We start from the raw sequence: 25,437 nt of genomic DNA on the forward strand, positions 1-25,437 counted from the left end.
TTGTTGTTAGATGGAGCTCAGACTTTGATCGAAGCCAGAACCTTTTTGGTGTGATGCCACAATCCGCCGCGTACGACCCGCTCGAACGAGATCTTGAGGTAGTCGCGCCCCACCAGCTTGATGTAGGAGGCGGCATTGAAATAGCGGTCGTCGCGCTCGGGGTAGTCCACGCGATAGTGCACCCCCCTGCTCTCTTTGCGTTTGAGCGCCGAGAGGATCATCGCCTCGGCGATGGTCAGCGCATTCTCAAACTCCAGGATGGAGGCCAGCTCGACATTGTTGTCACGCTCTTTGTGAATACAGTGCAGGCCGTGTTTTCGCCCCATCAGGTAGTGGGAGTACTCCAGGGCGGATGAGAGCGTATCTTCGCTGCGGAAGACACCGGCGTTGCGGAAGAGCGATTCGCCGAGGTTCTTGCGCATGGCGTTGATGTTGTAGAGGTTCTCCCCCTCCAAGATCAGTTCGACGCGGCGGCTCTCCTTGTCCACATCGCGGTAGTCGATGGGGCGGAACTCGCGGCGGCGGGCGTAGCGCGCGGCCTCGACCCCGGCCATCCGGCCGAAATAGGCCCCCTCGAGCAGGGAGTTGCCGCCGAGGCGGTTGGCGCCGTGCACCCCCGTGACGGCGCATTCGCCGCAGGCAAAGACCCCCGGCATGTCCGTCGAGGTATCGTCGCGCGTCCAGATCCCGCCGATGCTGTAGTGCGCCGAAGGCGTGATCGGCAGCAGCTCGGTGGTGATATCGATCCCTGCGCCGTTCAGGGCCATTTTCCGTGACGAAGGGAGCTTGGTGTCGATGGCCGCTTCATCCAGATGACGGAAGTCGAGGTAGACCGTATGCCCCTCGCGCATATGCTCGGTGATGGCGCGGGAGAGCTTGTCGCGGGTCTGCAGCTCGTCGGTAAAACGTGTCCCCGTCTCGTCGACCAGGTAGGCCCCCTCACCCCGCGCCGCTTCGCTGATCAGCGAACCGTTGGTCGCGAGCGTCGTCGGGTGGAACTGCACGAACTCCATATTGGAGAGCCGCAGGCCCGCACGCAGCGCTGCCGCGATGACGTCGCCGGAGCTCTCCTGGGCGTTGGTGGAGTGGCCCCGGAAGATCCCCGCATACCCGCCGCCGGCCAAAATAAGCGATTTACAGGCGAACGCGATGACCTGCGAGTCGCGGCGGCGCAGCACGGTCACACCGGAGAGTTTCTCTTTGAAACTGCAGATATTGAGGAACTTGTGGTTGGCCAGGATGTGCACGCCTTCGTTGCGGCACTGCATCAGCAGGGTCTGCACGATGGCCGAACCCGTCCGGTCGGCGATGTAGCAGGTGCGGTTCGCACTGGCCCCGCCGAAGGGGCGCTGGGCGAACGCCCCCGATTCGTCCGTATCGAAACCGACGCCCATCTCACCGAGTTCCTGTACGATCTCGGGGGCCTGGGCGCACATTTTGCGGATATTCCCGAGATTGGCAAGGCCGTCGGATCCGTCATAGGTATCGCTGACATGGCGTTCGACCGAATCGTATTCGTTGACGTTAATGACGGCATTGATGCCACCGGATGCGACGGCGGAGTTGGAGCGGAACGGGTTGCTCTTGGTCAGTACCGCGACGTGACAGCCCGCGCGTTTGGCAAAAAGTGCTGCATGCAAACCTGCGATCCCGCTTCCGACGACGATCACATCATACAGCATACTCACCCTTTACGACACGCTGTACCGTCTCCTGAGGCAGCTGCGGCACATAGGCCAGCAGCAGATTGTCCTCGACGTGCTGCGGATCGACGGCGCCGAAGAGCGCGCTCAGGATCCCGCCGGAACGTGCGAACTGCAGTGCGCTGATAATGTCCGTGAGCTCGCCGGTACCCATCATCTCGCCCAGACGGCTGTCGAACTTCCCTTTGAAGAGGTTCATCTGTAGCAGCGACGACGCCGCGAAACACTGCAGCCCGTAACCGTAAGCCGCCTGAAGCAGCGTATAGTAGCGCCCGTCGGGCCCCTTCTGGTTGGCGTAGCTGTAGGCGTGCGGCTTGGCGAGGTTGAACGGCACTTCCAGGAAGCGCAGGTGGTGATCCGGCCCCCCGACCTCTTCGGCGATGGAGACGATGTCTTTGAGGCTGAGGTACTCGGTGTGCCCCTCCTCGTACAAAAAGCCGTTCCACGCCGCAATGCCGTAGTGGCGGATCTTGCCCTCCGCCACCAGTGCTTCAAAGAGCTTGAACGCCTCGGCGATACGCAGGCGAAGCGTCATGTAATCCACGTAGCCGAGCTGGGTCTCGGGGTTGTGAAGGAAAAGCGCGTCCAGGGTCTCGATGCCCAGGTTCTTGAGCGACGTCTCGACGCTCCAGCGCAGGAACTTGGGACTGATACAGTGCTGGTCGACGACAATGTCGTCCTTCGTCGCCAGCCCCGCTTCGAGCATATGCTTGTTGATCCAGTCGTAAGGATCCGGGAAGGGGAAGTCCAGGGGGATAAATCCCGCCTTGGAGGTGATAAACAGCTGGTCGCGGGTCGCTTTGCCCTCTGCAAAAAGCTCGGCTAATGCCTCGCCGATCTCACGCTCGCTCATCTGGTAGCGGTAGTTGATCGCCGTATCAATGACGTTGATGCCGTTTTGCACCGCCGTCTTGACCGCATCTTTGTAGTTGAGAACATAGTTCTCTTCGCGGTAGGGCTCTTTGCGGAAGGTCCCGAGCCCCATCGACGAGAGGAAAGCCTCGCCGTTGAAGCGGAAGAAGTCCCGGCTGTATTTCGGGAACTGTTTCAGGTAGCCGAATGTGCCTTCTTTGGTCGCGTATGAGGCCATTAAGTAACGATTACCTTGATCGGTGCTTTGAGTTTGAAGTTGAGCATATCTTCGATACCCGCCAGCGTCGTCGTGGTGTTCATGGAGCAGCTCATACATTCGCCCTGGTACTTGATGAGGACATCCCACTTGCCTTCGTTCGCAACGATGTCAAGCAGTTCGACGTCACCGCCGTCGGCTTTGAGGGTCGGGCGGATATACTCTTCGAGGATGGACTCGACCGCTTTGATCTTCTGGACAAGGCCCATGGATTCGAAGGTACCGTCGCCCTTCGCTTCGATGATCTTGCGGCTCTTCTCTTCGGCAGCCATCTCCTCGAGCGCCTGCTCGAGCAGGTCGACGATGTAGACGTCTTTCTTCTCGTGGCCGCCCGGTTTGATACAGGATTTACAGAAACCGCCCGCTTTCGTATAGTCGGTGATCTCTTCAACGCTGGTCAGCTTGTTGAGCTTGATGACCTCCATGATCGTGTCCTGGGTGATACGGGCACATTCACAGATGATGAACTCATCTTCGAAGCTCTCCATATCGACACCCTTGTAGATGGAGGCCGCTTTTTTGATGACGTCGTAGGCCATAACGGAACAGTGCATCTTCTGGCCCGGGACCGCCGGAACGTCCGGATCGTCGCGCAGGGCTTTTTCGACGTCGATGTTGGTAATTTTCAGTGCATCGTCAACGGTCTTGCCCATACAGAGCTCGGCCATCATGTCGGAACTGGCGATCGCCGTACCGCAACCGAAACTCTTGAACTTGCTCACTTTGATCGTATCCGTCGCCGGGTCGATCAGCCAGTAAAGACGCACGGCGTCGCCGCAGCTCTCTGCACCGAAATCGGCAATAACGAGTTTATCGTCGCCGGCATCGGATTCTGTGAGTTCACCCATATTGATTGGATCGTTCATTCTACGCTGTACTTCGGTCGAGTACTCCTCCCAGAGCGCTCCGCCGATCAAATCATCTCTAGCCATTGTGTGACCCCTTTTAAAAAAGATTTCTACCGGCCATTATGCAAATGGCGTTCCAGTTGACACCCCCCATGAAAAAGAGGCTGCGATGACAAAAATGTCACCCTCCGACACCGGGAATGTCTTATGCAGTATCTATGGTAATCCCCATGAAAGGATCAGCCATGTACCAACTGACTGCCATCTTCAACCGCAGTTGCCTCAGTGACGTATTACTGGAGCTCAAAGAGCGCGCAATCGAGGGCGTTACCATCAGCGAGGTCATCGGAAAAGGCGGTGTGGCGTTTGACGACGCGGGCCCCGTTGAACTGGATGAGAACATCCGTCTCGACATCGTCGTCTCGAACGAACGCTTCAAAGAGGCAGCCAAAGAGGCGATCCGCTGCAATACCCGCGATCTCGGCAAAGGAAGCGGCAAGATGTGGGTGACGCCGGTCCTGGAGGTCGAGCGGATCCGTACCGGCGAAATCAACGAAGCGGCCCTGCGCCACAACGACAGCGACGAGCGCGCCCTGCACTTCGACAGCTACTACACCGCCATCGACACGCCGGCGAGCTGAGGCTCAGCTCTCGGCCAACTTGTAAAGAAAGCGCCGCTCTTTGAAGGGCGGTATCTCCAGCTCCTGGCGGTACTTCGCGATGGAGCGCCGTACCATTGAGATCCCGAAACGCGCCTCGATCTTCTCATGCAGGATCTTGTCGCTGAAGGGTTTGTCGTGGTCTTCACTCTTCACCAGACGTTCCAGGAAGTGTTTGATCTCCGCCGTGGAGACGTTCCCGATGGCGTTGGAGAAGAAATCCTTGAAGGCAAAGACCCCCCGCTCCGTCTCCAGGTACTTGTCGCTGATCGCCCGGGAGATCGTCGATTCGTTAAAACCGAGTTCATCCGCCACGTCCTGGAGTTTGAGCGGCTGCAGTTCCCCGCCCATGAAGAAGGCGTACTGCTTCTCCAGCAGCACCAGCGTCACGTTGTACAGCGTCGCCTTGCGCAGGTCGAGCAGTTTGACGAGCTCGCGGGCCTCTTTGAACTTCTGCTTCGCAAAATTGTCGTACTTGTCGATCTGCGTCACTTTGAGGTCGGGGTAGAAAGCGTTGTTCATCTTGATAATGAACTCCCCGCCGACAAACGCGACATAAAGGTCGGGCAGTACCGGCGGTTCGCTCTCCATGTACTCCAGCGCCGGCGGGTTCTTGAGGTGGCTGATCACCTCTTTCGCATCGCCCAGGCGCGGGTGGTTGACGAACTTCTCCATCGACTCGAAACGGGTAATCATCGCGCTCACCAGGATGCTCAGTTCGTCATCCATCTCAACCTCGTTGAGCTGGAAAAGGAACGACTCCTTGTAATCCTTGGCACCGACACCGGAGGGTTCGAGGTAGGCGAAACGCTGGCGCACCTTCTCCACCTGCTGCGGATCGGTATCGCACTGCTGCGCGATCTCCTTGATGGAGCCTTCGAAGTAGCCTTCGTCGTTGATGTAGTAGATGATCTGGCGGGCGATCTTCTGGGAGATCGGCGTCGGAAAGAGCGGCGCGGCGATCTGCTCGTCGAGTTTTTCATACAGCGACTGGGCGGAGACGCTCAGCCACTCGATCTCGTCGCTGGAGGCGTTGGAGACGTGGTTCTGGTACTCCATATAGGCGCGATGCGACCGGTCCGAAGAGCTCTCCGAGACTTCGAATCCCGACGACACTTCAAGACAGGGATTTTCGCTCGAGATGACCTGCAGGTGTTTGTCCAGGTCCGAGAGCGAACACTGTAGCAGCGGCAGCCATGTCTGCATGGAGAGGCGCGGCAGCTGTTTCTGTTTGAGGTTTAAGGCTTGTTTCATTGTCTAATCATACCTCTGCTGCTGATAATGTGATACGGGAATGTGGATATATTTTGTGCATTCTGCTGTTGAAATGCAAAAAATGTTCTAGGAATTTCGAAAATGTAGAAAAAAAGGAGTCCGAAGGGGAAAACCCTTCGGGAAGATTAGTACTTCAGGCGGACCAGACCGTTCGGCTGGGCAATTTTCATCTGGCAGGCCAGACGTGCTTTCGGGCTGGATTCGTTCAGTGTTTTCATAACCGCTTTTTCTTTGTCAGTCATGTCGCTGAGGAAGTCCATACCGGACTCAACGAAAACGACACAAGTCCCGCATTCGCCGTCACGGCAACCGAACGGCAGGGCAGAACCTGACGCTTCAACAATGTCCTGAATCGTTTTACCCGGCTTGACGTTGATCGCCAGGAAGTCGTTCATAATCTCTACACGTGTTGTCATCTATAACTCCTTTTTTTACTCGAATGGTTTAACGATAATGTCGCTTCTTACAATGCACTGGCATGCAAGGCGAACAGGTGTCTGGCGGTTGAATTGCTGGGCAACTTCCGCTTCTTTCTTAGTGATCGCAGCCATCTCGACCAGGGTGTCGAGCTCTTTGTCTTCCATGTAGTAAGACTGTGCATGCGCATCATAATCTTCCGTCATGGAATTCATCGGCTCTTCAACGCTGAGATCTTCGATCTTTACCGCGCAGCTACCGCACGTCCCGTCCTTGCACTCGGTCGGGATCTTGACGCCGTTGCTTTCCGCTACTCGCAGAAGCACGTCGCCCGTACGGGCCTGCACACGCTTGTCCATGCCGTCGCCAAATCCGCAAAAAATGACGTTTGCCATGTCGTTCTCCTTCTATTTAATCCCTCGCTACATCATGGCAGATGCATCAAGTTCGTCAATACCCAAAATTCAGACAATGTCTCCTTCATCTTGGGATTGCCCCCCTTTGGCAGCGCGTTCGGCAGCTTCTTTTTCTGCGGCAGCTTTGGCAAGTTTCTCCGCTTCGCGCTTGGCGCGGTGTTCGCGGATCCATTTGAGTTCATCCTCGACTTCGTCGAAACCGTCTTCCTCCTCGACGGCGACGAGTTCGCCTTCACGGCAACCGAAGGTGGAACCCTCTTCGATGAACTTCACGTCATAGACGCGGATGACCTGCAGGAAGTCGCCGATGTTCGTGACATACCCCTCGGCACCCGGTTCGACCAGGATGCCGTCACGCGGGTGGAACGGGTTGGTGCCGTCGTTGCGGATCGCCTTCGTGATCTTGACCCGCTGACCGATCCGGAAAATCGGAAGAATGGCATCTTTAGTGGAAGGGGATATCATTTTGCTGTCAGCAGTCGACATATTATTTTCATCCATGGCTTACCTCCTATAGTTTGCACCGTGGTTACGGATTTTTATCTTCACCCGTCTGGGCGACCCGGAAATCCGGGAGAGCGGCACTGTCAGTTAAAGCTGAGATCCGCCTGGCTTGTGCACGCGTGAACGCCGTTGCTGACTTCCTCGACGTCGCTGCAGCTGTCGGACGTTGAACACGTACCGCAACCGCTCTCTTTTCCGAACATGTCCCAGACGTCCGCCGCGGACGGCGCATACCCGTTCTCAAAATTCTTATACACGGTGATGAGTGCAAATTTGTAGTATTCGAGCAGTTTCTCATCACCCTCGAGATCGCTCCCGATGGCGCGTTCCATCATTGCACCAAACTCCTTCAAAATATGAAAACGTTTGACGTACACCAGACGCTCATCATAATCGAGGTCGAAGAAATCAAAATAGTCTTCGGCATCGGTCAGCGACTGAAACTCTGCGAGTGTACCCATCATCAATCCTTTCTAAGTGATTTGCAATTTTGATTCTTTAGTTTTAGGACAAAAGAATCATTTAAGAGACCGTAAAGGTGACATTTATGTCTTACAGTCCCATCTCCTGCTTAAGCTGGCCCGCCCAGGTGCTGACGCGCTCTTCGGTCAGGTCTTCCTGGTTGACCTTGTCGATCGCGAGACCGACGAACTTGCCGTCTTTCTCTGCGGCGGAGAACTTATAGGTATACCCCTCCGTCGGCCAGTAGCCGTATTCGGTATCGGCTCCGAGCTGGGCGAAAAGGGTTTTGAACTTCACCAGGGCGCTGACAAACTCTTCACCGTGGGTGTCCTGGTCGCCGGCGCCGAAGAAGGCAACTTTTTTGCCGCTGAAGTCAGGCGTTTCGCTCTCAAGCTCCATCATGGGGTCGACCCAGTCGCGCTGCGGATCGCCCTGCCCCCAGGTGGAGGAACCGATCAGAAGGACGTCGAAATCGTCGAACTGGTCGAGATCGTCGTAATCCTCTTCCATGTTGATAAGCTCTGCTTCGTCAAACTGCTCTTCCAGCAGTTCCGCTACTTCCTGTGTTGCACCGGTACTACTACCGACAAAAATACCTACTGTTGCCATTGATGTCTCTCTCCTTGTTGTAATTAAGCTTTGTCTTTGCAGGGTTTGTACTGTTCAAAGATCTCAAACGCCTTGTCCAGCAGTTTCTGGCCGTCCTCGTACAGTTTGTCGAGGGTGCGGTAGCTGAAGCGGTGCGCATCTTTGAAGTACTTGTCCACCAGGACGATCTTGTCCGCGATCACGATGCAGCGTCCGAATCCTTCGTGGCTCATCTCCATAACGACGTTACACATGACGCCCGTCTTGCGTTCGAACTGCAGGGCGATCGCTTTGTAGATCATCTTGATCTCGCCGATCAGCATCTCGTCGATATCCGCGATGATCGGGATCTCTTTGAGCTGCTCTTTCGTTTTGACGTATTTTTTCGTCAGGAGCTCTTCGTCGCTCATTTTCGCCCAGTTGCCGAACTGGTCCGTCGCACGCAGCTGACGGATCAGCTCCTCGGTGAATGCATTTACTTCAAGTGCCGTATCGGTCATTGTTTTCCTTCTTTTGATGTTGCTTTGCGTCTTGCGACGATTACTCGACGGCCCAGCGCGCCAGGCGCGGGTCTTCGACGGTTTCCATGTTGATGATCCGTTTGACCCACGGCGGCGGGTTGCCGTTGATCATCTTGACCAGGTCGTCCAGGATCTCCTCGATCTTGCGCGGATCGGGTACCTTCATAGGGTTGATGCCCGCGCGGATCACCTTGGCCGCCGCCGTACCGCCGATGGATTCGACGTACATGATGTTGATCCCCGCGAGACACTGGACTTTGAAGTCGGTCTTGTCGTCGCCCGTCAGCCCCGTGGTATCCGACTTGATCACCCCGTTGAGCTCGTAGCCGTCTTTGGAGACGTTGTAGACGACAAACTCTTTCGCCCCGCCGAAGTGGGCGTTGACGGTCTCCATATCCTTCGACGCAAAAGCGACCTTCATCGCGTTTGCCAGTGTGCCGGTGCTCTCGACGCTGATCTTCGTACTTTCACCCATCATGATCCCTTCAATTCAGTTTAGTGTTCGCCGTGCCTGACGTGCCGCAGCGTATTGGCCGCTTCGAAAAGAAAGAAGCAGCTCCCTTCGTAGAGCTGATCGTTCTTGAGCTGGTTGCCGAGCTCCTCGTAGTTCGGGAAGCCCCGCAGCATCAGCCCGGCATGGCTTTTGTCATCCATATGCAATAATCGTTCCGCATGGAAGTTGCTGATCACCAGGTCGGCGTTCCGGAAGTGCGGTGCCGCATCTTCAAGGTCCCCGACGAAGATGTGTTCGGCCTCGATCTTCTCGAGCACCGGGCTGTAGGTCGTTGCGACGACGGTGTCGATGATGCCGCCGACGCTCTGCAGCAGTTCGCAGATCCCGATGCAGGAATCGGGCTCCCCGGTGACGACGAAGCGGGCCGAACCGACGAGGAAGTGGCTGTCGAGCATCACGTCCTGCAGGCGGCCGCGCCAGCGCTTCACGAGCGGCGGCGGGTCGATCTGCCTGATCTTCATCAGTTCCGCGACAAAATTGTCGTTATTTTCCAGTCCCATCAGGTGATCAAAGTGGATATGGCAGACGGCGGGGTTCTTCTTCTGCAGCGCCTCGGCGCCGATTTTCATGGAACTGCCGATGGTGATGACCGTCTCCGTGTCCCCCAGGGCCACGATATCGTCGATGCCGATCCCCCCCGTGGCCAGTTTGCCCTGCCCTTCGCTGAGGTAGCCGTCGAGGGAGGTCGAGAGGTCCGGCAGCGCCAGGGTCTCGAAACCGAAGTTCTCGCACATCTTCTTGATCTTCTCGATCTCGCCGGGCTGGATACCCACGTGCGGCATCAAGACGAGCTTATTGGGCTTGCACTCCGTCGCCGGGGCGGTGTGCTGGTCGATCAGCGCCTTCACGGTCAGGGCCCAGCCGCTCTCCATCCCCCCTTCGAAGTCGGGGGTGTTCACGTAGCAGTAGGGGATCTCGATGTGCATTCCCACCCCCCGGACGTCGTCGCCTTTCGTCTCCGTCAGCCCCGTCGTATGCAGGCCGATGATCTCGGGCTTCATCCCCTTGTTCTTCTTGGTGATGTTCTCGATGGCGAGCAGGATGGAGTAATCCCCGCCGTCAAGCACCGCCGTGATGTCGCTGACCGAAGTGTTGTACATGGCGATCGGTTCGTTGAAGTGTTTGGTATAGAAGACTTTGGTATAGGAAGCACACCCCTGCGAGGCGTGCATCAGCGGCAGACAGTTGCGGATACCCATAAAAGCCAGGGCCGCCCCCATGGGCTGCGAATGCTTGATGGGGTTGACCTGCAGCGGTTTGTGCTCTTTCCTGTTCAGTTCGAAGTCGGCTTCGTGAGACATGGCACCTCCTTAATAATGCAAAAGCAACTGCATTTCGCGTTCTTGGAGGCCATTTTCGATAAAAATTATCAAATTAGTGCAATTGCTCTTGACATGCTTCAAAAAAAGGTGTAAAGTGTTAGAGTATTTACACTAAAAAGGATTCGCAATGAAACTTTCCACACGCATTCTGGGAGCGGCTACAGCACTCTCCCTTTCGACATCCCTGCTCTTCGGCGCCGTGTACGACGTCGATCCGACCCACTCGAATGTCGGCTTCAAGATCCGCCATATGATGATCAGCAACGTCAGCGGCCGTTTTGCCGAATTCAGCGGCAGTTATGACCTGGAGGGGAACGTACTCAACTCCCTGACCGGTACCATTAAGAGTACAAGCATCGATACGGATAACGCCAAGCGTGACGACCACCTGCGCAGCGCCGACTTTTTCGATGTGGCGAAATACCCGGAGATCACGTTTAATATGACGAAGTTTGACGGCGAGAGTGTAACGGGGGAACTGTCGATCCACGGGGTCACCCGCACCGTCACCCTGGAAGCGGAAGTATCGGGCACCATCAAGGACCCGTGGGGCATGACCCGCAGCAGCATCATCCTCGAAGGCAGCATCAAGCGCAGCGACTTCGGGCTGACGTACAACCAGGTGCTTGAAGCGGGCGGTGTCGCGCTCGGCGACAAGGTGAAGATCACCATCGAGCTCGAGGGTATCGCCAAGCCGCTATAATGCCGCCATGGGAACGAAAAAGAAAATCCTTGCAGGGGCCCTGAAGCTCTTCAACGAGAGCAATACGCAGGCCGCGACGACGAACCATATCGCCGCGGCACTCGGCATGAGCCCCGGCAATCTCCATTATCATTTCAAAAACCGCGAAGCGATCATTCACCGGCTCTACGAGGAGATGAAAGCGCAGACGGAACTGGAAACGGATGCCCTTCCGGGTTCCATCTGCGCCCTGCACGAACATATGCAGCACCTCGGACGGGTCTACTGGGAATACCGTTTTTTCCACCGCGAGCTGCTCTTTCTGCTCTCGCGCGACCCGGAGCTCAAAGCGCTCTATGTCCGGGACAACCTGGCCCACCGCGCACGCATCGTACGCGTGCTGGCCAACCTCGTAGAGAACGGCTGCCTCCAGGTCCCCTACGAGAACGTCCTGGAGCACCTCGCCGAAACGACCCTGCTGGCCACGCAGTTCTGGATCCCCTTCCTCGAAACCCTCGGCACAACGCTGGATGAACACAATATCGACGGGATGTTCGGCCATGTGCAGGGGGCCATGCGCCCCTACCTGACCCCCAGGGGCCTCAAAGCACTCGCCGAACTCGACGCCTAAGCAAAATCAGAAAAGCGGGAGGCCGTTTACATACGGTCGTCGAGGATCAGTTCGTTGTCGATGCGGATACGGGGGCGTTTGCGCACCTCGTCCATAATCCGTCGGAGACGGTTCAAGACCATACTCGAATTGAGTGTCGTATCGAAACTGTCGAGTGCTATGCAGCTTTTGGTGTCACGAAAGTGGTCGTCCAGCCGGCAAAGCAGGTTCTGACTGGCTTTGTACGCACCGCTGTAATCGGTAAAAGTAAAGATAATAACGTAGTGATTGTCGTCGATCTGGTGCAGATGGTCAGAGAGGCGCACAAACTCCCCCAACTCGTCCACGTGCAGAGGCAGGTGATGGTAGAGCAGCGAAAAGGTCGCATCAACTCCGTACCGATCATAAATGTAGTAATGCTTTCTGACAAGGTTGTCAAAATGTCTCATCGCACCGTCCCCTTCTGCCGTTAACCGTTTTATCAAAATTATAACAGTTTTCGGGAAACATGCATAGTTAAATTGGATGATTAAAAGGCATGGGGTGAATAAGGGGAACGTTTCCCACGCTCCGGGAGGGGCGTGCCGCTGGGTTCCGGGAGGTACGGACTAGCCGACTTCCCAGGGCGCTTTGGCCGAAACATTGGCGAACACCGGGTTCGCGAAGGCGGCCTTGAGGTCCTCGGCCAGGTTGATCAGGCCGCTGTACCCGCCGTAGGAGGTCTTCTTCTCCTGGTTGACGTCGATAAAGGAGATCTTTTTCTTGATCGCCGTATAGAGGCTCCGTCCCCCGGCGAGGAGGATATGCGCCCCCCGCTCGTCGATGACCTTGGACTGCTGTGCCGCCGGTTTGTCCATCAGGACCCCGTCCGGTCCCAGGTAGTCCCGCGCCTTTTCGATATCGTCCGCCGTCGATTTGCGGACGGAGGTCGCCACAACCTCGATGCCAAGGTCCTGGAGGCCCGAGGCGATGGACCACGCCTTGTTCCCCCCGGTGTTGAGGACGGCTTTTTTACCCTTGAACATGCGGCGGTAGGGCTCGAGGGCGAGGTCGAGCTTCGCCTCCTCCTCGTCGATAAGGCGTTCGGCCTTCTCGATCAGCTCCGGATCGCCGAGCCCCTTGACGATCTCGCGGATGGCGAAGGTCGTGTCGCGCTTCCCGTAGAAGGAGACGGAGACCCAGGGGATATCCCACTGCTCGTTCATCTTGCGCACCAGCGTCACCAGCGACTTGGCACAGACGATGACGTTGAGCTTCGCGCGGTGGGCCGTGCGGATATCGCCGACCCGGCCGTCCCCGCTCATGGAAGCGAGCACCCGGATGCCGAGCTTTTCGAACATCGGCAGGTACTGCCACATGTCACCCGTGACGTTGTAGTCGCCGATCAGGTTGATGTCGTACTTGGTCGTGTATTCGGGCTCTTTGGTGCCGATCAGGTGTTCCAGCACCGCTTCGCCCGCCAGGCGCGAACCGAGGTTCTTGCCCCCGACAAAGCCCGGTGCATGCACCGGGACGACCGGCACGCCGTGCTTCTCGCTGCCGAGTTTGCAGGTCATGTCGATGTCGTCACCCACCAGCGCCGTGACACAGGTGGAGTAGACGAAGATCGCCTCGGGCTTGTAATGCTCTATGACATAGTCGATGGAGTCTTCCAGGCGCTTATCCCCGCCGAAGATGACGTCGTTCGTCGTGATCCCCGTCGTGAAGCCCATAAAGGTGTGGTTGCGGCCGTGGTAGGAGCTGAGGCTCTCGCGGGTCTCCCACGAAGCTCCGAGACAGGTCTGCGGGCCGTGCACGAGGTGGACGGCGTCCGCATAGGGAAAGAGCGAGATCTGCGCACCGTCAAAGGCGCAGCCCCCTGCCGCCAGCCCCGGTTTGGGCTTGTCGCACCCCTCGCCGGGTTTTTTGTCCTTGCTGTGCGAACAGGCACTCTCGTTCAACAGTTCTTTGATCTTTGCGCGGTTTACCATTGCCATAATGTCATCCTTCTCTATGGATTTTCATAGTCAGCAAAGCTGCTCATCCGCCTGCTTTACGCTATTGATTTTTCTTGTAGGGGGATATGCAATATGTGTGCCTGCGGCGGGTTCTTGGGAGTCGTTATCAGTTTAATGGGGGAAAAGAGATGCAGGTGCCGGGCAGCCCCGGCGTGCGGACGGATTACTCCGCGACAGCGTCTGTATCGATCGGGTCGACGACTTCCGTCTCCGTCACCGTCTCTTCGACACCGTTTTGGTGCTTGTACTGGTGCTTCGCCTGCTCCGTCTGCTGTGTCATGTTGCGGATCTGGTGCTGGTAGCGCATCTGGCTCTGCATCTGCTGCTGCATCATCGCCGCGCTGCGCTGCATGGTTGCCGTACCGGCACCGGCGCCTGCGCCCGGTCCCTGCTGTGCCATGGCTGCCGTCGAAGCGACCAGCGCTGCTGCCGTCATTGCGATCATTGTCTTTTTCATCCTAAGTCCTTTTTCTAGTTGGGATGCGGAAATTGTAGAGCAGGAGGGTGAGCGGAGTGTGAGGGATGCACGCCGTTTTTCGCTAAGATATGTCCGAATCAAGGAGCCCCCATGCCCGAAGCCCAAACGCCCGCCTCCTTCCTGCGCCGCCACTGGAACCGTCTGCTCGTTGTCGCGCTCTCGCTGCTGATCCTGGCATTCTCCTTCGCCGGTACCCTTGACAAACCCGGCCGTGCGAACGTCGACGGCGCCTTCAAGCAGGCCCTCGTCGTCTTCGGGACCGCCAAGGCCCTCAATGCCGTCATTTCCGTCGTGCAGGGCACCGAGGTCGGTCCCCCCGGCGTCACCCTCGCCGTCGGGGAGGTGCTCGACCCCGTCAACGACCTCATCGAACGTTTCTCCTGGATCATGCTGGCCTCCATCACCTCCCTGGGGGTACAGACGATCTTTATGAACATCGTCACGGACCCCCGCTTCAACTACCTCCTGCTCGCCCTCGTGCTTGCCTACAACCTCTGGCTCTTTTTCCGCTTTGCGCGCGACGAAAAGTCCCGGACCCTCTTTTTCAAGATCACGGTGATCATGGTCTTCCTGCGCTTCAGCGTCCCGCTCATGGCCATCGCCAACGACCTCGTCTACACCCATTTTGTCCAGCCCGACTACAATATTGTCGAACTCGACCGGGGCATTACCGCGATCTCGGACGATATCGAAGGGTTCAAAAAGAGTTCGCACAGCCTCTTCAGTACCAGCTACTACACCGAACAGGTCGACCACTACAAAGCCGAAGCCAACGCCGCCGGCGACCAGATCATCCGGCTGATCATCGCCTTTGTCTTCCAGACCGTCGTCTTCCCCCTGCTCTTTCTGTTTCTGCTCTACAAGTTCGTCTTGAGGGTGTTGGATATCGGAAGGTAACAAAAGACGGCGGCCCGTGTATAAAGGAAGAAATTAATATTCACTTTTATATACTGTACACATGAACATTTATCACAGTAAGCTGCATTTCGAACCGGCATTGAAATATCTGCTCTTCTTTGTGCTAAGTGCTCTGTTGATCCTCATCTTCAGCAACGATATTCTGGCAGACCGTGTCAAGGGGCATCTTGCCGCCGAAAAAGAGCTGACGGTCTCGACCTACCGCAGCATCATCAGCGGTTTCAAATCCCAGGCCGATATTATCTACTACAACCGCATCAACGTCAAAGACGTCATCGATCTTTATAAAAGGGTGCCGGACGCTTCGGAGGCGGAACGTGCCGAGATCCGGAAAAAGCTCTACAGCCTGCTGCTGCCCGTCTACCGCAACATCAGCCTCTACCACCTCAAGCAGATGCATTTTCATCTCAGCAACAACGAGAGTTTTCTGCGCTTTCACCGTCCGGAACGGTTCGGGGATGACCTCACAGGCGTACGGGACAGCGTCGCGTATGTCAACCGGACGCACAAACCCGTCAGCGGGTTCGAAGAGGGGCGGATCTTCAACGGATACCGCTTCGTCTATCCCCTCTTCGACGGCAACGACTACCTCGGCAGCGTTGAACTCTCCATTTCGATGCAGACCATCCTCGAACGCATCCACAACGACATCCATGCCGATGCCCACTTCATCATTCTCTCCGACACGGTAAGGTCCAAAGTCTTCCCCGAGGAGCAGAACTATTACGCCCCTTCGGCGCTTTTCGACGACTACATGCACGAAAAGGCCATGGGATCGAACCATGCTCCGGGGACGGCGGCACTGATCCGTGCGTATATCCATGAGCACGGATCGCTGAACAACGTCCTGGCCAAAGGGAACGCCTTCAACTTCTTCGAATTCGACGATGAGACCCTGCACGCGATCACCTTCGTACCCGTCGTCAATGCGATTTCGCACAAGACCGTCGCCTACCTCATTATTGACCGCATCCACGAAGACCTCCAGACCCGTTTCAACCAGTACAAGATCATGGCCTTTGTCACCATCGCCCTGCTGGCACTGCTCTTTTACCTGCTGTACCGTGCCAACCTGCAGCGCAACGCGATCGAGATCGACAAGCGCCAGCTGCAGTCGCTTATCGACCTTCAGAAAAACGTCGTCATCCTGACCGACGGCCACGCCCTGAAATTCGCCAACCGCTTCTTCTACGAGTCGTTCAACTACGATTCGCTCGAGCAATTTCTCGAAGAGCACGACTGCATCTGCGACCTCTTCATCGCCGACGAGCGTTTCTTCCACCTGGGCAAAGTGCCAGAGGGCAAACAGTGGGTCAAATCCCTCATGGAGACCCCGGCAACGCGCCGGATCGTCAAGATGCTCGACCGCGAAGGGACCGCGCGCGTCTATACCGTCAGCGTCAACCCCATCCCCGGGCACCGCTACATCGTCGTTTTCACCGATATCAGCCTGACCATTCTGAACCAGCGGGAGCTCGAACAGCGTGCCTCCCGGGACAAACTGACCTACGCCTACAACCGGGAGTTCCTCGATGCCTCCTTCCACAAGCTCTGCCACTCGGCCAATGCGCAGCAGAAGCTGCTCGGCGTCATCATGGTCGACCTTGACCACTTCAAACGGGTCAACGACACCTACGGCCACAACCGCGGCGACGAGGTGCTCAAAACCTTCGTCAGCGTTATCCGCCACGCCATCCGTCAGGAGGACTTTATCATCCGCTGGGGCGGCGAGGAGTTCCTGCTGCTGATGATGGTCGACAGCCTCCAGAGCCTGACCGCCATCGCAGAGGGGGTCCGCGAGCGTATCGAAAAAGCGGCCTTCGAAGAGGTCGGTCAGGTGACCGCGAGCTTCGGGGTGACGCTCTACCGCGAAGGGGACAATCTCAAAGAGACTGTTTCCCGCAGCGACAAGGCCCTTTACGAAGCGAAATCATCGGGCAGGAACATCGTTATCGTGGATGAAGCCCTCACCGAAGAGGGGCACAGGGAGTACGAACGGATCATCGAGGAAAAAGCGGAGTCGTGACCCGCCCCCGGAGCGGGAAACGGGTTGTTTTGGAAGAAGTGAAACGGGCGAACAGGGCGTTCGCCGCCGTGCGTTATTCGTCGTCGACGTGGATGCGGTCTCTGTCCCGATCCTGGGCGGGTTCATCGACCTGGTCCTGCAGGCGGTCTTGCACCCGGTCCTGATCAGGTTCATCAATCCGGTCCTGCAGGCGGTCACGCGTCTGGTCCTTGTCCTGCTCTTTTGTCTGATCCCGGAGCTGGTCCTTCGTAGGGTCCTGGGTCTGCAGATAGGTCTGGTTCTGGATCATCATGCGGTTCTGTTTCATCTGCATCTGCTGCGTCTGCATCTGTGACTGGGACTTCTGCATGGTCGCGCTGCCCTGGGCCGAAAACGCCGTCGCCGTCAGCAGCGATAATGCTGCCGCTACTGTCAATACCTTTTTCATGACATGCTCCTTGTTCAGGTGGGATACCCAAATGGTACGCCCGCAGCATGAGCGAAGTATGAGTTCGGGGAACCTACGCTGATGCTTTGGGCAGTTTCAGTATGAACGTACACCCCTCTTCGCTGTTCACGACACTGATCTCGCCGTTGCCGTGCTTGGCCACGATCATTTTCGCCATATAAAGCCCCAGGCCCGTGCCGTTTTTGGACTTCGTGCTGAAATAGGGCTCGAAAATCCTGTCGATGATCGCCCCGTCGATGCCGCCACCGGTGTCGCTGATGCGGAGGAGGACCGCCTCCGCCGTCTCATCACACCCCAGGCGGATCACCCGTTCCCGCGACCGGTGCTGCACGATGGCGTCGCTGGCGTTGTTGATGATATTGATGACGACCTGGACCATTTCGTTGCTGTGCGTATGGATGCAGCTGTCGCTCGTACACTCGTTTTGAAGCGTGATCTTGTTGTACTGCAGGCGCGACTTCGTAAACTCGGCGGCGCGTTCAAAGATCGTACTGACGGCGCTGTACTCGATCCCCTCTGTCGGTTTGAAATAGGTCTGGAAATCCTCCACGGTCTCGGAGAGGTACTGCAGGGTCTTCGAGACTTCCTCCAGGATGCCGTCACGCTCATCCCGCGGCTTGACGTCGATCATCGCCTTGACGTTGTAATTGGCGATCATCAGGCTCATCGTCGCCAGGGGCTGCCGCCACTGGTGGGCGATCATGCTCATCATCTCCCCCATGGCCGCCAGCCGGGACTGGGAGATCAGCAGCTTCTCCTGCGCTTTCACCTCGTCGACTTTACGGGCAAGCTCACTGTTGGAGGTCTCCACCTGCTCTTTTTGCCGGTTGAGCTCCTGCAGCAGCATCTCGCGCTCCTGCAGCGCCCGGGAGAGCTGGACCTCGTAGCTGCTGCGCATCTTCTCATAGGTGTACACGGAGAGGGCGATGGCGATGTAGCCCAGGACCAGCTGGATGAGCAGGTCGAAAGAGAAGATGGGTTCCACCCACAGAAAATGAGCATTGGCCGCACTCCAGACGATCCCGAAGAGGATCAGCACGCTCAGCCGCAGCCCGTCCCGGCTCCCCAGCAGCAAAAAGGTATAGATCGGAAGCGAGGCCGTCCAGAAGAGCGCCGACTCTTTGCCGAAGCCTTCGATCGTCAGCGAGAAGAGCGACATGAAGGCGACGGTACCGAGCAGCAGGTAGGAGGCAGGTTCGAACCCGAGCCGCCACCGGAACAGCAGGTAGGTCATGACCAGGATCGCCAGCGATATCCCCTCCGCATACGCCATCGGCATAAAGCTGTGGGAGAGACTGTTGAAGAGGTCGGTGCCAAGGATGAGGATGGCAAAGATCAGCAGAATATTCAAAAAGGTGCTGCGCGTCTTTTGGATCCCGGGATAGCTGTAATCGGGATGCGAAATGGCCAACGTGATGATCTTGTTCAACATGTCAGAACTCCGACGGGGATCTGGCCGCCATACCGGCAGACACCGTCACGCCTCGTACGCCGTCGGGAGCGGCGGGTTCGTACTGAACGCCCGCCCTAAAGCCTCGGTCACTTTCGTTTTGAGCTTCCCGGCGGCGACCGGGTGGAGGAAACGTGCCCCCTCCTCGCTCATCGCCTGCCGCAGCCCCGGATCGTAGATGTAGGCGCGCGCCTTGCCGATCTTTTCGCTCTGCTCGAAGATCGACTTGGCGTAGGAGAGGATGTTGGGGTGGTGGCGGTCGAAGCGGTTCCCCCAGGCGAAAAAGACGAACTTGCCGCTGAGGCGGATGTTTCTGACGTCATGGTAGTTGAGCTCCCGGCTGAAGCGCGTCAGCTGGAACGACCCCAGCTTCTCGATATCCTCGTTGAAGGTCTCCAGCACCGAGGTCGGTTCGATATCGGGGCGGTTATAGTTGAAGAGATACTTCACTTCGATCAGTTTGCCCTCAAAGCCGTGGATTCGGGACTGGAAAATGTCCATCAGCTTGTTGAACTGCAGCGCCGTGTAATGACCGTCGAATTCGTACCCCTGCTCCGAGAGCTGGGTATCGGTGTTATACCCCTCCGGCGCCATGACGGGATTGTAGAGGAAGATCGTCCCCGCGACGGTCTTGTTCTTTTTCTTGAGCAGGCGCGGCAGATCATCAGCCGTGATCTCCTCGCCCGGCGCATTGAAGTAGAGGTAGTGTTCGACGAGGTATTCCAGGTCATATTCGGTGGCGAATTTTCCGAAAGCTTGCATCATCGTAGCCTTTAGAGCGTTTAGCGGATTTTACAGTATTTCGCCGTGAATGGGAAACGGCCCCTTTGGCGGGATGGACCAAGAAGTGCAATACATCCGGAAACACGGAAGGAACAAAGGAAACCGATGAAAGTTTTGACGGAAAATAGGATGAAAAGCGGAGCACGTTTTGTCGAACTGCTCGACGAAGAGGGGCTTAAGCCCAAAGCGGCATTCTGGATCTACAACCCGGAGCTGGACGCATGGCAGCTGCTGGTCGGCCACCTGGACACCCTCGATGACGCCGCGTTCGATCCGGCGGTTGCGGAACTTTTGGCCGCACATGCATCGGAGCTGCCCGAACTCGCCGTAAGCGATATCGGACTGGCCTTCGACGATGCGCCGATCCTGGAGCTGCTCAACTCCGTCGTCAATACCGGTGACGAGATCCTCGGCATCAACTTCAGCCGCGAAGAGATCAACGGCGTCGTCATCGACGGCGTCTTTCTCTACCGCATGAACATCACCGAACCGGTCTTTTAACGCTCCCGGCTGCCGCCGTTACGGCATGACCGCCGGATCGGGGGAGGCGTGGTGCATAAGCATCCGCCATCCCCCCGCTTCGTGACGGTAGACGTTCGTCGTCAGCGCCACCCCGGCCAGCTGGCTCCCGACGAAGATGCGTTCGCGCAGGGTATGGACGCTGAGCTGCGCGTCTCCCGTCCGCTGGACCGCCTCCTGCTCGAAACGCATGATGGGCTGCCCGGCGAGCATCTCCCGCCAGCTCTTCGCCACCGCGCTGCTCCCCTGCAGGCGCTCGCCGCCGGGGTGGATGCAGACGACGGCTTCATCCTCGGCCCACAGCCCCAGCATCGCCTCGAGGTCCCCGTACTCCAGCGCCCGGTAGAAGGCGGCCTCGGCCTCCTGGGGTGTCGCGTAGGAGGCGGCAGGCACCGCCTCGGCGGCTGCCTCGTCCTCGGTGTATGCCTCTTCGTCATCCAGTGCCCTGTCCGCAAAACGATCGGCCTGGTAGATGTAGATCTTCGGGTGCTGGTCGAGCGCGAAGCCCCGGATGCCGGCTTTGACTCCGAGCTGGCCGAAGAAGTGGTCAAAGCTGGGGAACTCCTCCCACACCTGGGGCAGGAAGGTTGCGCTGCGGTCTTCGAGCTGCAGGATCACCCCGTCTATCCCCGGCCGTATTTTCGTCTTAAGCTCCTCGGCGTCGCTGTACTCCACCTCTTCGGGGAGGCTCAGCAGCGAGACCTCGATGCTGCAGTAGGGGTACTCGCTTTCGCTCAGCGGGAAGAAGCGCTTGTCGCTGAAGGCCGCGGCCTTGGCGTTGTAGATGACGTCGTCGTAAAGGGTGGCGTGGGGCAGCAGCGACCCGATGCAGCCGCGCAGCGAATCGCCGTCGATGTTGATGGTCACGAAGGTCGCGCGCTCTTCGGCGAGTTGCGGGAACTGCTCCAACAGTATCTCTTTTGAAAAACTGAACGGTTTCCCGAATTTCTCCTCGATCGCCGCACGGGCGAGCTTGAGTAGTATGTCTTGCAGGGTCATGATATCTTTTCCTTTGGGCGATTATTCAACCCTTACAATTTTTATTCTCAACGGACAATTTTTATTAAGAAAAGGAGACGTTCCCCCGCCGCTTCGCCTGCAGGTGTGTTAAAATGAATATAAACAGGAGGGATGCGATGCTGTTACGTTACACACTGACGCTGATCTTTGCCCTGGCGGTCACGCTGGTCGCACAGGAGCAGGAGCGTGCCGAACCGACCATGCCTTTTTGGAATGGGCATGCCCAGTACCTCTTTTTCCAGGCCAACATCAACTTCCCCGACAGCGGCGGCGGTATCGAGTGGGAGCGGGACATCGACCGCGAGGAGTCCTCGATCGGGATCGTCTACTACCTGCAGCTCTACCGTTTCGTCTATCTCCGGGGCGCGTACGGGCAGACCGATTACACCTATACCGAACGCTACCGCTCCACGAGGGAGATTATCGAACGCCGGGATGCCGATTTCGACTACCTTCAGGGCGGGCTGGCGCTGGCCTTCGTTGAGACCCCGGATGCGCTGGCGACCGTCGACCTGGAGTATATGCACCCGCTGGGCGGGTCGGCTAGCAAGGAGGTGGAGGGGGTCGTCACCCCGCTGGATGACCCCGAAGCGAAGGTGGTCGCTTCCGTCAATGCCCACTACTGCTTCAAACATCTCTGTCTGGGCGGGGGGCTGTCGACGGAGCAGTACCGGAGCGGGCTGAACCTGTACCTGCGGATGGGGGCCAGGTTCTAGCGCGGGACGGCGCGTTTGCCCTCACCCCTTCGGCGGGATGGGGTAGTGCTCGATGACGTAGTCGATGTCCTTGTCGCCGCGCCCGCTGAGGTTGACGAGAATCGCGTCTTTGGGGTTGGCGCGCGCCAGTTCCATCGCGTAGGCGACCGCGTGGGCCGATTCGAGTGCCGGGATGATCCCCTCGTACTGGGAGAGCTTGTAAAAAGCGTCCACGGCTTCGTCGTCCGTCGCGGTGCCGACGATGGTGCGGCCGATCTCGCGCAGGTGGGCGTGTTCCGGCCCGACGGAGGGGTAGTCGATGCCCGACCCGATGGAGTGCACGGGCGCGGGATTGCCCTCGGCGTCTTTGAGCATGATGGAGTTGAAGCCGTGCATCACCCCCTCTTCGCCGTAGGTGAGGGTCGCGGCGTGTTCGCCCAGTTTATCGCCCTTGCCCATCGGTTCGACGCCGTGCAGCTTGACCGGGTCGTCGATAAAGCCCGAAAAGAGCCCCATCGCGTTGGAGCCGCCGCCGACGCAGGCCACGGCGTGGTCGGGAAGCTTGCCCGTCATCTCCATGAACTGCTCCTTGGCCTCGATGCCGACGACGGACTGGAAGTCGCGCACCATCCGCGGGAAGGGGTGCGGCCCCACGACGGACCCGATGGCGAACATCTGCGTCTCCGTATCGGCCAGGTAGGCCTCGAACGCGGAGTCGACCGCCTCTTTGAGCGTCTTGAGCCCGTGCGTCGCCGGGACGACCTTGGCGCCCAGGATCTTCATCCGCACGACGTTGGGGTGCTCCTTGGCGATGTCCACCTCGCCCATGTGAATCTCACACTCCAGCCCGAAATAGGCCGCCGCCGTCGCCAGCGCCACCCCGTGCTGCCCCGCCCCGGTCTCGGCGATGAGCTTCTTCTTGCCCAGATGCTTCGCCAGCAGTGCTTCGGCCATGCAGTGGTTGAGCTTGTGCGCGCCGGTGTGGTTGAGGTCTTCGCGCTTGAGGTAGATCTGCCCGCCGCCGCAGAACTCGCTCAGGTTCTTCGCGTAGTAGACCGGCGTCGGCCGCCCCTGGTAGTGCTTGCGGATCTTGCGCAGCTCGTGCAGGTACTCGTAGGACTTTGACAGTTTGTCATAGGCCTCGCGGATCTCCCGGAACGGCGCTTCGAGCTGGGGCGGGATGAACGCGCCGCCGAACTTGCCGAAAAAGCCGTTCGCGTCGGGCATGGTCTCCAGATACGGTTTTTGCATTTGCATGACTGTTCCTTCTGATAAGTTTCATCGATTCTAGCGGAGGACATCTTAGAAAACAGCACCGCGAACGGGCGGGGGCGCCGAAGTGTAGCGCGCCGTAAAAAAACGCGGCAGCATGCCGTGATCCGGTAGAAAAACGGCAGCATGAACGGGCATTGCATTACAGAGGGTCAACGGGCCTGCGGCATACGTCGCGGGCCGCACCATCTTTAGCATATGACAGGAGGATCGATGCGTGTAAAAATCACCGGCATCACCAATCTCGAGGATGCGCTGGCCGCCGTAGAAGAAGGCGCCGACGCCATCGACTTTATCTTTTTCCAGGGTTCGCGGCGCTTCATCACCCCCGAGGCGGCCTTCAGGATCGTCGAACAGCTGCCCCCCTTCATAGAGAAGGTCGGCATCTTCGTCGACAGCGACGCCAAGTACATCAACAAGGCCATCGCGCTGAGCGGCATCACCCTCGCGCAGATCCACTTCGAGGCGACGGACGCCTTGTACGGCTCGCTCGTCGCGCCGCACCTGCGCGTCGTGCGGGCCCAGCGCGAAGCGGACATCGGCTACCTCGGCGACCGCTACCGCATCGTCGACGTCTTCGGGGCGAACACGCTCAACGCGGACGGCAGCCTGGATCTGAGTTGGTTCGAGGGCAAGGACTGCTCGAGGATCATCCTCTCGGGCAACCTGACGCCCGAAAACGTAGAGCAGGCCCTCCCCTACGGCTTTTACGGTGTCGATGTCAGCACCGCGGTCGAGCGCGAACCGGGCAAAAAGGACCGCGAAAAGATGCGGGCCTTTATCCGTGCCGCCAAGCAGTGCTAGGCCGCGCGTCTACGCCTGCAGCAGCCACTCTTTGCGCGCGGGGGCGAGCTCCTCGAGCGTGTGCCAGACGGTAGGGTAGTCGCCGATCTGCGCGATCATGCCGTTGAAGATATGGTAGGCCATGCCGTCGCCGGCTTCATTCTGCGCCTCACGCCTTGTCTTCTCCAGAACTTCCAGGGGATCGAACGTCCCGACAAAGCGTGTCTCGACGGGCATCCCCGTATGATTCGCCACGGTGGCGATAATGACGTTGTACTTCTCCATTTTCAGCAGTGCCTGCAGGGATTCGTACATTTTTGGCTCGGTAATGTCGTAGTGTGTCGTAAAGATGTAGTTGTCGTCTCTGTTCAGACGGAACTGGACAATACAGACCCCGATGGTCTTGCCGTCATAGGGCATCAGCAGAAAGGTCGGCTTGAAGTCGCACTCCAGCTCGGGGGCATCGAGCAGCGCTTCCGCCCCGTCGCTGAGGCGCAGCAGGATCATGGGCTCGTCGTTTTCGACGCCCAGCGGGAGGGCATCGCCCGGGTCCATGGCGAGGATGGCTTGTTGTACTTCTGCGGGGAGTTCGTGGTTGAAAATCATAGGTCGGTTCCTTTGTGGTTTTCACCGGACCTACATTTTTTGTTCTTCCGCGCGATTTCCGGCGCCGAATGTCGCGCCCGTTTCCTGCATGTAGCCACGGAGAAAAGCACTTAAAAGGAGTCCATGTGCAAAAAGGGACGATCATCACGCTGCAGGAGGTGCAGGACGCTTTTTTTGAAAAGAGCCTCCATGGCTTTGACAATGAGAAGATCGCCGAACTCTACTACCTCATCGACGATCACGGCTACGTCTGTATCCGCGATCCGGAGCGCACGTGGGCGCCCAACATGGACGAAGACGACGAACGGATGGCCTGCAACGAGATCGCCGACATTCTGGAGCTCGACCACTCCATCATCGACGAGTACCACATGGTGATCGTGGCCGCCGTCCAGGCTGCCTGCGAACAGTTCACCGACATGACCCAGATGGAGAAGGTCCCCTTGTACATCGTGGCACTGCACGCACTGCTGCCGGAGGCGTAACGCCCGCTGTTCGGCGGTTGGAGAAGAGGGGTCTTTTTAGAGGAAGTAGAGGTTGTGGGCTTCGGTATCGACGATCTCGAACGAGACGTTATTGCCGACACGCAGTGCGCGGATACCGTCGGCGCGGCTGTGGTGGACCTGGCACTGATGGATCGAGACCGTCCTGTACTCGGCACAGAGCCGGATAATGCCGTAACCGTTCTCGGTGTCATACCAGATGACGGTCCCTTCAAATCTTTTTTGCATGGGTATATACCTTCTGTTTTCGTATGGGGAGCGTATGTGTCAGAGAAGGCGGCGCCTTCTG

The 25,437-nt window shown here is 57.9% G+C and carries 31 protein-coding genes; 9 read left to right on the forward strand and 22 right to left on the reverse strand.

Going from position 1 to position 25,437, the window contains the following annotated elements; all coding sequences use genetic code 11:
- Nucleotides 1-17: 17 nt before the first annotated feature.
- The 3 genes from ACXWTF_RS07740 to ACXWTF_RS07750 are packed head-to-tail and all read right to left on the reverse strand — an operon-like array spanning nt 18 to nt 3,764.
- Nucleotides 18-1,682 carry an L-aspartate oxidase gene (locus ACXWTF_RS07740; protein WP_461714424.1) on the reverse strand — a complete coding sequence of 555 codons (1,665 nt, stop codon included), beginning with the start codon at nt 1,680-1,682 and terminating at the stop codon, nt 18-20.
- Complete coding sequence (locus ACXWTF_RS07745; RefSeq protein ID WP_461714425.1) at nt 1,672-2,793, reverse strand: aldo/keto reductase; 1,122 nt, start codon at nt 2,791-2,793, stop codon at nt 1,672-1,674. The genes ACXWTF_RS07740 and ACXWTF_RS07745 overlap by 11 nt, the downstream gene beginning before the upstream one ends.
- Nucleotides 2,793-3,764: an iron-sulfur cluster assembly scaffold protein gene (locus ACXWTF_RS07750; RefSeq protein ID WP_461714426.1), complete on the reverse strand. Its 972-nt coding sequence runs from the start codon at nt 3,762-3,764 to the stop codon at nt 2,793-2,795. The genes ACXWTF_RS07745 and ACXWTF_RS07750 overlap by 1 nt, the downstream gene beginning before the upstream one ends.
- Nucleotides 3,765-3,925: 161 nt before the next feature.
- Here ACXWTF_RS07750 and ACXWTF_RS07755 point away from each other — a divergent pair, with 161 nt between their 5' ends.
- Nucleotides 3,926-4,321: a P-II family nitrogen regulator gene (locus tag ACXWTF_RS07755; protein ID WP_461714427.1), complete on the forward strand. Its 396-nt coding sequence runs from the start codon at nt 3,926-3,928 to the stop codon at nt 4,319-4,321.
- Between the two features lie 3 nt (nt 4,322-4,324).
- On the opposite strand, the gene rpoN is transcribed toward ACXWTF_RS07755, so the two are convergent.
- The 9 genes from rpoN to nifN form a co-directional block, all read right to left on the reverse strand.
- Complete coding sequence (gene rpoN / locus ACXWTF_RS07760; RefSeq protein WP_461714428.1) at nt 4,325-5,593, reverse strand: RNA polymerase factor sigma-54; 1,269 nt, start codon at nt 5,591-5,593, stop codon at nt 4,325-4,327.
- A 146-nt stretch (nt 5,594-5,739) separates the two neighbouring features.
- The gene (locus ACXWTF_RS07765; protein ID WP_345987001.1) at nt 5,740-6,030 is read right to left on the reverse strand and encodes a 2Fe-2S iron-sulfur cluster binding domain-containing protein; all 291 of its coding nucleotides are present in this window, start codon (nt 6,028-6,030) and stop codon (nt 5,740-5,742) included.
- A 15-nt stretch (nt 6,031-6,045) separates the two neighbouring features.
- A complete protein-coding gene (locus tag ACXWTF_RS07770) occupies nt 6,046-6,426 on the reverse strand; it encodes a 2Fe-2S iron-sulfur cluster-binding protein (RefSeq protein ID WP_461714429.1) in 381 nt (126 codons plus the stop codon).
- Nucleotides 6,427-6,495: 69 nt separating this feature from the next.
- Nucleotides 6,496-6,948 carry a nitrogen fixation protein NifZ gene (locus tag ACXWTF_RS07775; protein ID WP_461714430.1) on the reverse strand — a complete coding sequence of 151 codons (453 nt, stop codon included), beginning with the start codon at nt 6,946-6,948 and terminating at the stop codon, nt 6,496-6,498.
- An 86-nt stretch (nt 6,949-7,034) separates the two neighbouring features.
- A complete protein-coding gene (locus ACXWTF_RS07780; protein WP_461714431.1) occupies nt 7,035-7,412 on the reverse strand; it encodes a nitrogenase-stabilizing/protective protein NifW in 378 nt (125 codons plus the stop codon).
- 91 nt (nt 7,413-7,503) lie between these two features.
- The gene (locus ACXWTF_RS07785; protein WP_461714432.1) at nt 7,504-8,022 is read right to left on the reverse strand and encodes a flavodoxin; all 519 of its coding nucleotides are present in this window, start codon (nt 8,020-8,022) and stop codon (nt 7,504-7,506) included.
- 23 nt (nt 8,023-8,045) lie between these two features.
- Nucleotides 8,046-8,501 carry a NifX-associated nitrogen fixation protein gene (locus ACXWTF_RS07790; RefSeq protein WP_461714433.1) on the reverse strand — a complete coding sequence of 152 codons (456 nt, stop codon included), beginning with the start codon at nt 8,499-8,501 and terminating at the stop codon, nt 8,046-8,048.
- Between the two features lie 40 nt (nt 8,502-8,541).
- Nucleotides 8,542-8,997: a nitrogen fixation protein NifX gene (nifX, locus tag ACXWTF_RS07795; RefSeq protein WP_461714434.1), complete on the reverse strand. Its 456-nt coding sequence runs from the start codon at nt 8,995-8,997 to the stop codon at nt 8,542-8,544.
- Nucleotides 8,998-9,017: 20 nt separating this feature from the next.
- Nucleotides 9,018-10,337 carry a nitrogenase iron-molybdenum cofactor biosynthesis protein NifN gene (gene nifN, locus ACXWTF_RS07800; protein WP_461714435.1) on the reverse strand — a complete coding sequence of 440 codons (1,320 nt, stop codon included), beginning with the start codon at nt 10,335-10,337 and terminating at the stop codon, nt 9,018-9,020.
- A gap of 148 nt (nt 10,338-10,485) precedes the next feature.
- Between nifN and ACXWTF_RS07805 the strand changes: the two genes are divergently transcribed.
- Together ACXWTF_RS07805 and ACXWTF_RS07810 are read left to right on the forward strand one after the other, a co-directional pair.
- Nucleotides 10,486-11,061: a YceI family protein gene (locus ACXWTF_RS07805; RefSeq protein ID WP_461714436.1), complete on the forward strand. Its 576-nt coding sequence runs from the start codon at nt 10,486-10,488 to the stop codon at nt 11,059-11,061.
- Between the two features lie 7 nt (nt 11,062-11,068).
- Entirely contained in the window at nt 11,069-11,671 is a 603-nt protein-coding gene (locus ACXWTF_RS07810; protein ID WP_461714437.1) for a TetR/AcrR family transcriptional regulator, read from the forward strand.
- Nucleotides 11,672-11,697: 26 nt separating this feature from the next.
- On the opposite strand, the gene ACXWTF_RS07815 is transcribed toward ACXWTF_RS07810, so the two are convergent.
- The 3 genes from ACXWTF_RS07815 to ACXWTF_RS07825 all read right to left on the reverse strand — a co-directional run bounded on the left by ACXWTF_RS07815 (nt 11,698) and on the right by ACXWTF_RS07825 (nt 14,104).
- Entirely contained in the window at nt 11,698-12,099 is a 402-nt protein-coding gene (locus ACXWTF_RS07815; RefSeq protein ID WP_461714438.1) for a hypothetical protein, read from the reverse strand.
- 159 nt (nt 12,100-12,258) lie between these two features.
- Nucleotides 12,259-13,626 carry a nitrogenase iron-molybdenum cofactor biosynthesis protein NifE gene (gene nifE, locus ACXWTF_RS07820; protein ID WP_461714439.1) on the reverse strand — a complete coding sequence of 456 codons (1,368 nt, stop codon included), beginning with the start codon at nt 13,624-13,626 and terminating at the stop codon, nt 12,259-12,261.
- Nucleotides 13,627-13,810: 184 nt separating this feature from the next.
- The gene (locus tag ACXWTF_RS07825) at nt 13,811-14,104 is read right to left on the reverse strand and encodes a hypothetical protein (protein ID WP_461714440.1); all 294 of its coding nucleotides are present in this window, start codon (nt 14,102-14,104) and stop codon (nt 13,811-13,813) included.
- Between the two features lie 111 nt (nt 14,105-14,215).
- On the opposite strand from ACXWTF_RS07825, the gene ACXWTF_RS07830 reads away from it, so the two are divergent.
- Together ACXWTF_RS07830 and ACXWTF_RS07835 are read left to right on the forward strand one after the other, a co-directional pair.
- Nucleotides 14,216-15,022 carry a hypothetical protein gene (locus ACXWTF_RS07830; protein ID WP_461714441.1) on the forward strand — a complete coding sequence of 269 codons (807 nt, stop codon included), beginning with the start codon at nt 14,216-14,218 and terminating at the stop codon, nt 15,020-15,022.
- Nucleotides 15,023-15,083: 61 nt separating this feature from the next.
- Entirely contained in the window at nt 15,084-17,069 is a 1,986-nt protein-coding gene (locus tag ACXWTF_RS07835; protein WP_461714442.1) for a sensor domain-containing diguanylate cyclase, read from the forward strand.
- A 73-nt stretch (nt 17,070-17,142) separates the two neighbouring features.
- On the opposite strand, the gene ACXWTF_RS07840 is transcribed toward ACXWTF_RS07835, so the two are convergent.
- From ACXWTF_RS07840 to ACXWTF_RS07850, 3 genes are all read right to left on the reverse strand, one after another.
- Nucleotides 17,143-17,496, reverse strand: a complete 354-nt coding sequence (locus tag ACXWTF_RS07840; protein WP_461714443.1) for a hypothetical protein — start codon at nt 17,494-17,496, stop codon at nt 17,143-17,145.
- Nucleotides 17,497-17,569: 73 nt separating this feature from the next.
- Complete coding sequence (locus tag ACXWTF_RS07845) at nt 17,570-18,949, reverse strand: sensor histidine kinase (RefSeq protein ID WP_461714444.1); 1,380 nt, start codon at nt 18,947-18,949, stop codon at nt 17,570-17,572.
- 45 nt (nt 18,950-18,994) lie between these two features.
- Nucleotides 18,995-19,729, reverse strand: a complete 735-nt coding sequence (locus ACXWTF_RS07850; RefSeq protein ID WP_461714445.1) for a hypothetical protein — start codon at nt 19,727-19,729, stop codon at nt 18,995-18,997.
- A gap of 126 nt (nt 19,730-19,855) precedes the next feature.
- Between ACXWTF_RS07850 and ACXWTF_RS07855 the strand changes: the two genes are divergently transcribed.
- The gene (locus ACXWTF_RS07855) at nt 19,856-20,251 is read left to right on the forward strand and encodes a hypothetical protein (protein WP_461714446.1); all 396 of its coding nucleotides are present in this window, start codon (nt 19,856-19,858) and stop codon (nt 20,249-20,251) included.
- 18 nt (nt 20,252-20,269) lie between these two features.
- Here the strand turns inward: ACXWTF_RS07855 and amrA are convergent, their stop codons facing one another.
- Nucleotides 20,270-21,268 (reverse strand): AmmeMemoRadiSam system protein A, encoded by a 999-nt coding sequence (gene amrA, locus ACXWTF_RS07860; RefSeq protein WP_461714447.1) that lies wholly within the window; start codon nt 21,266-21,268, stop codon nt 20,270-20,272.
- Nucleotides 21,269-21,405: 137 nt separating this feature from the next.
- Here amrA and ACXWTF_RS07865 point away from each other — a divergent pair, with 137 nt between their 5' ends.
- Nucleotides 21,406-22,005, forward strand: a complete 600-nt coding sequence (locus ACXWTF_RS07865) for a hypothetical protein (protein ID WP_461714448.1) — start codon at nt 21,406-21,408, stop codon at nt 22,003-22,005.
- 21 nt (nt 22,006-22,026) lie between these two features.
- Here the strand turns inward: ACXWTF_RS07865 and trpB are convergent, their stop codons facing one another.
- Nucleotides 22,027-23,235 carry a tryptophan synthase subunit beta gene (trpB, locus tag ACXWTF_RS07870; RefSeq protein ID WP_461714449.1) on the reverse strand — a complete coding sequence of 403 codons (1,209 nt, stop codon included), beginning with the start codon at nt 23,233-23,235 and terminating at the stop codon, nt 22,027-22,029.
- A 234-nt stretch (nt 23,236-23,469) separates the two neighbouring features.
- On the opposite strand from trpB, the gene ACXWTF_RS07875 reads away from it, so the two are divergent.
- Nucleotides 23,470-24,060 (forward strand): phosphoribosylanthranilate isomerase, encoded by a 591-nt coding sequence (locus ACXWTF_RS07875; protein WP_461714450.1) that lies wholly within the window; start codon nt 23,470-23,472, stop codon nt 24,058-24,060.
- Nucleotides 24,061-24,069: 9 nt separating this feature from the next.
- Here the strand turns inward: ACXWTF_RS07875 and ACXWTF_RS07880 are convergent, their stop codons facing one another.
- A complete protein-coding gene (locus tag ACXWTF_RS07880) occupies nt 24,070-24,645 on the reverse strand; it encodes a hypothetical protein (protein WP_461714451.1) in 576 nt (191 codons plus the stop codon).
- A 125-nt stretch (nt 24,646-24,770) separates the two neighbouring features.
- Between ACXWTF_RS07880 and ACXWTF_RS07885 the strand changes: the two genes are divergently transcribed.
- Nucleotides 24,771-25,130, forward strand: coding sequence for a hypothetical protein (locus tag ACXWTF_RS07885; protein WP_461714452.1), 360 nt, complete (start codon nt 24,771-24,773; stop codon nt 25,128-25,130).
- 36 nt (nt 25,131-25,166) lie between these two features.
- On the opposite strand, the gene ACXWTF_RS07890 is transcribed toward ACXWTF_RS07885, so the two are convergent.
- Nucleotides 25,167-25,376, reverse strand: a complete 210-nt coding sequence (locus tag ACXWTF_RS07890) for a cold shock domain-containing protein (protein ID WP_461714453.1) — start codon at nt 25,374-25,376, stop codon at nt 25,167-25,169.
- Nucleotides 25,377-25,437 lie beyond the last annotated feature (61 nt).

The organism is Thiomicrolovo sp. ZZH C-3 (assembly GCF_054862725.1).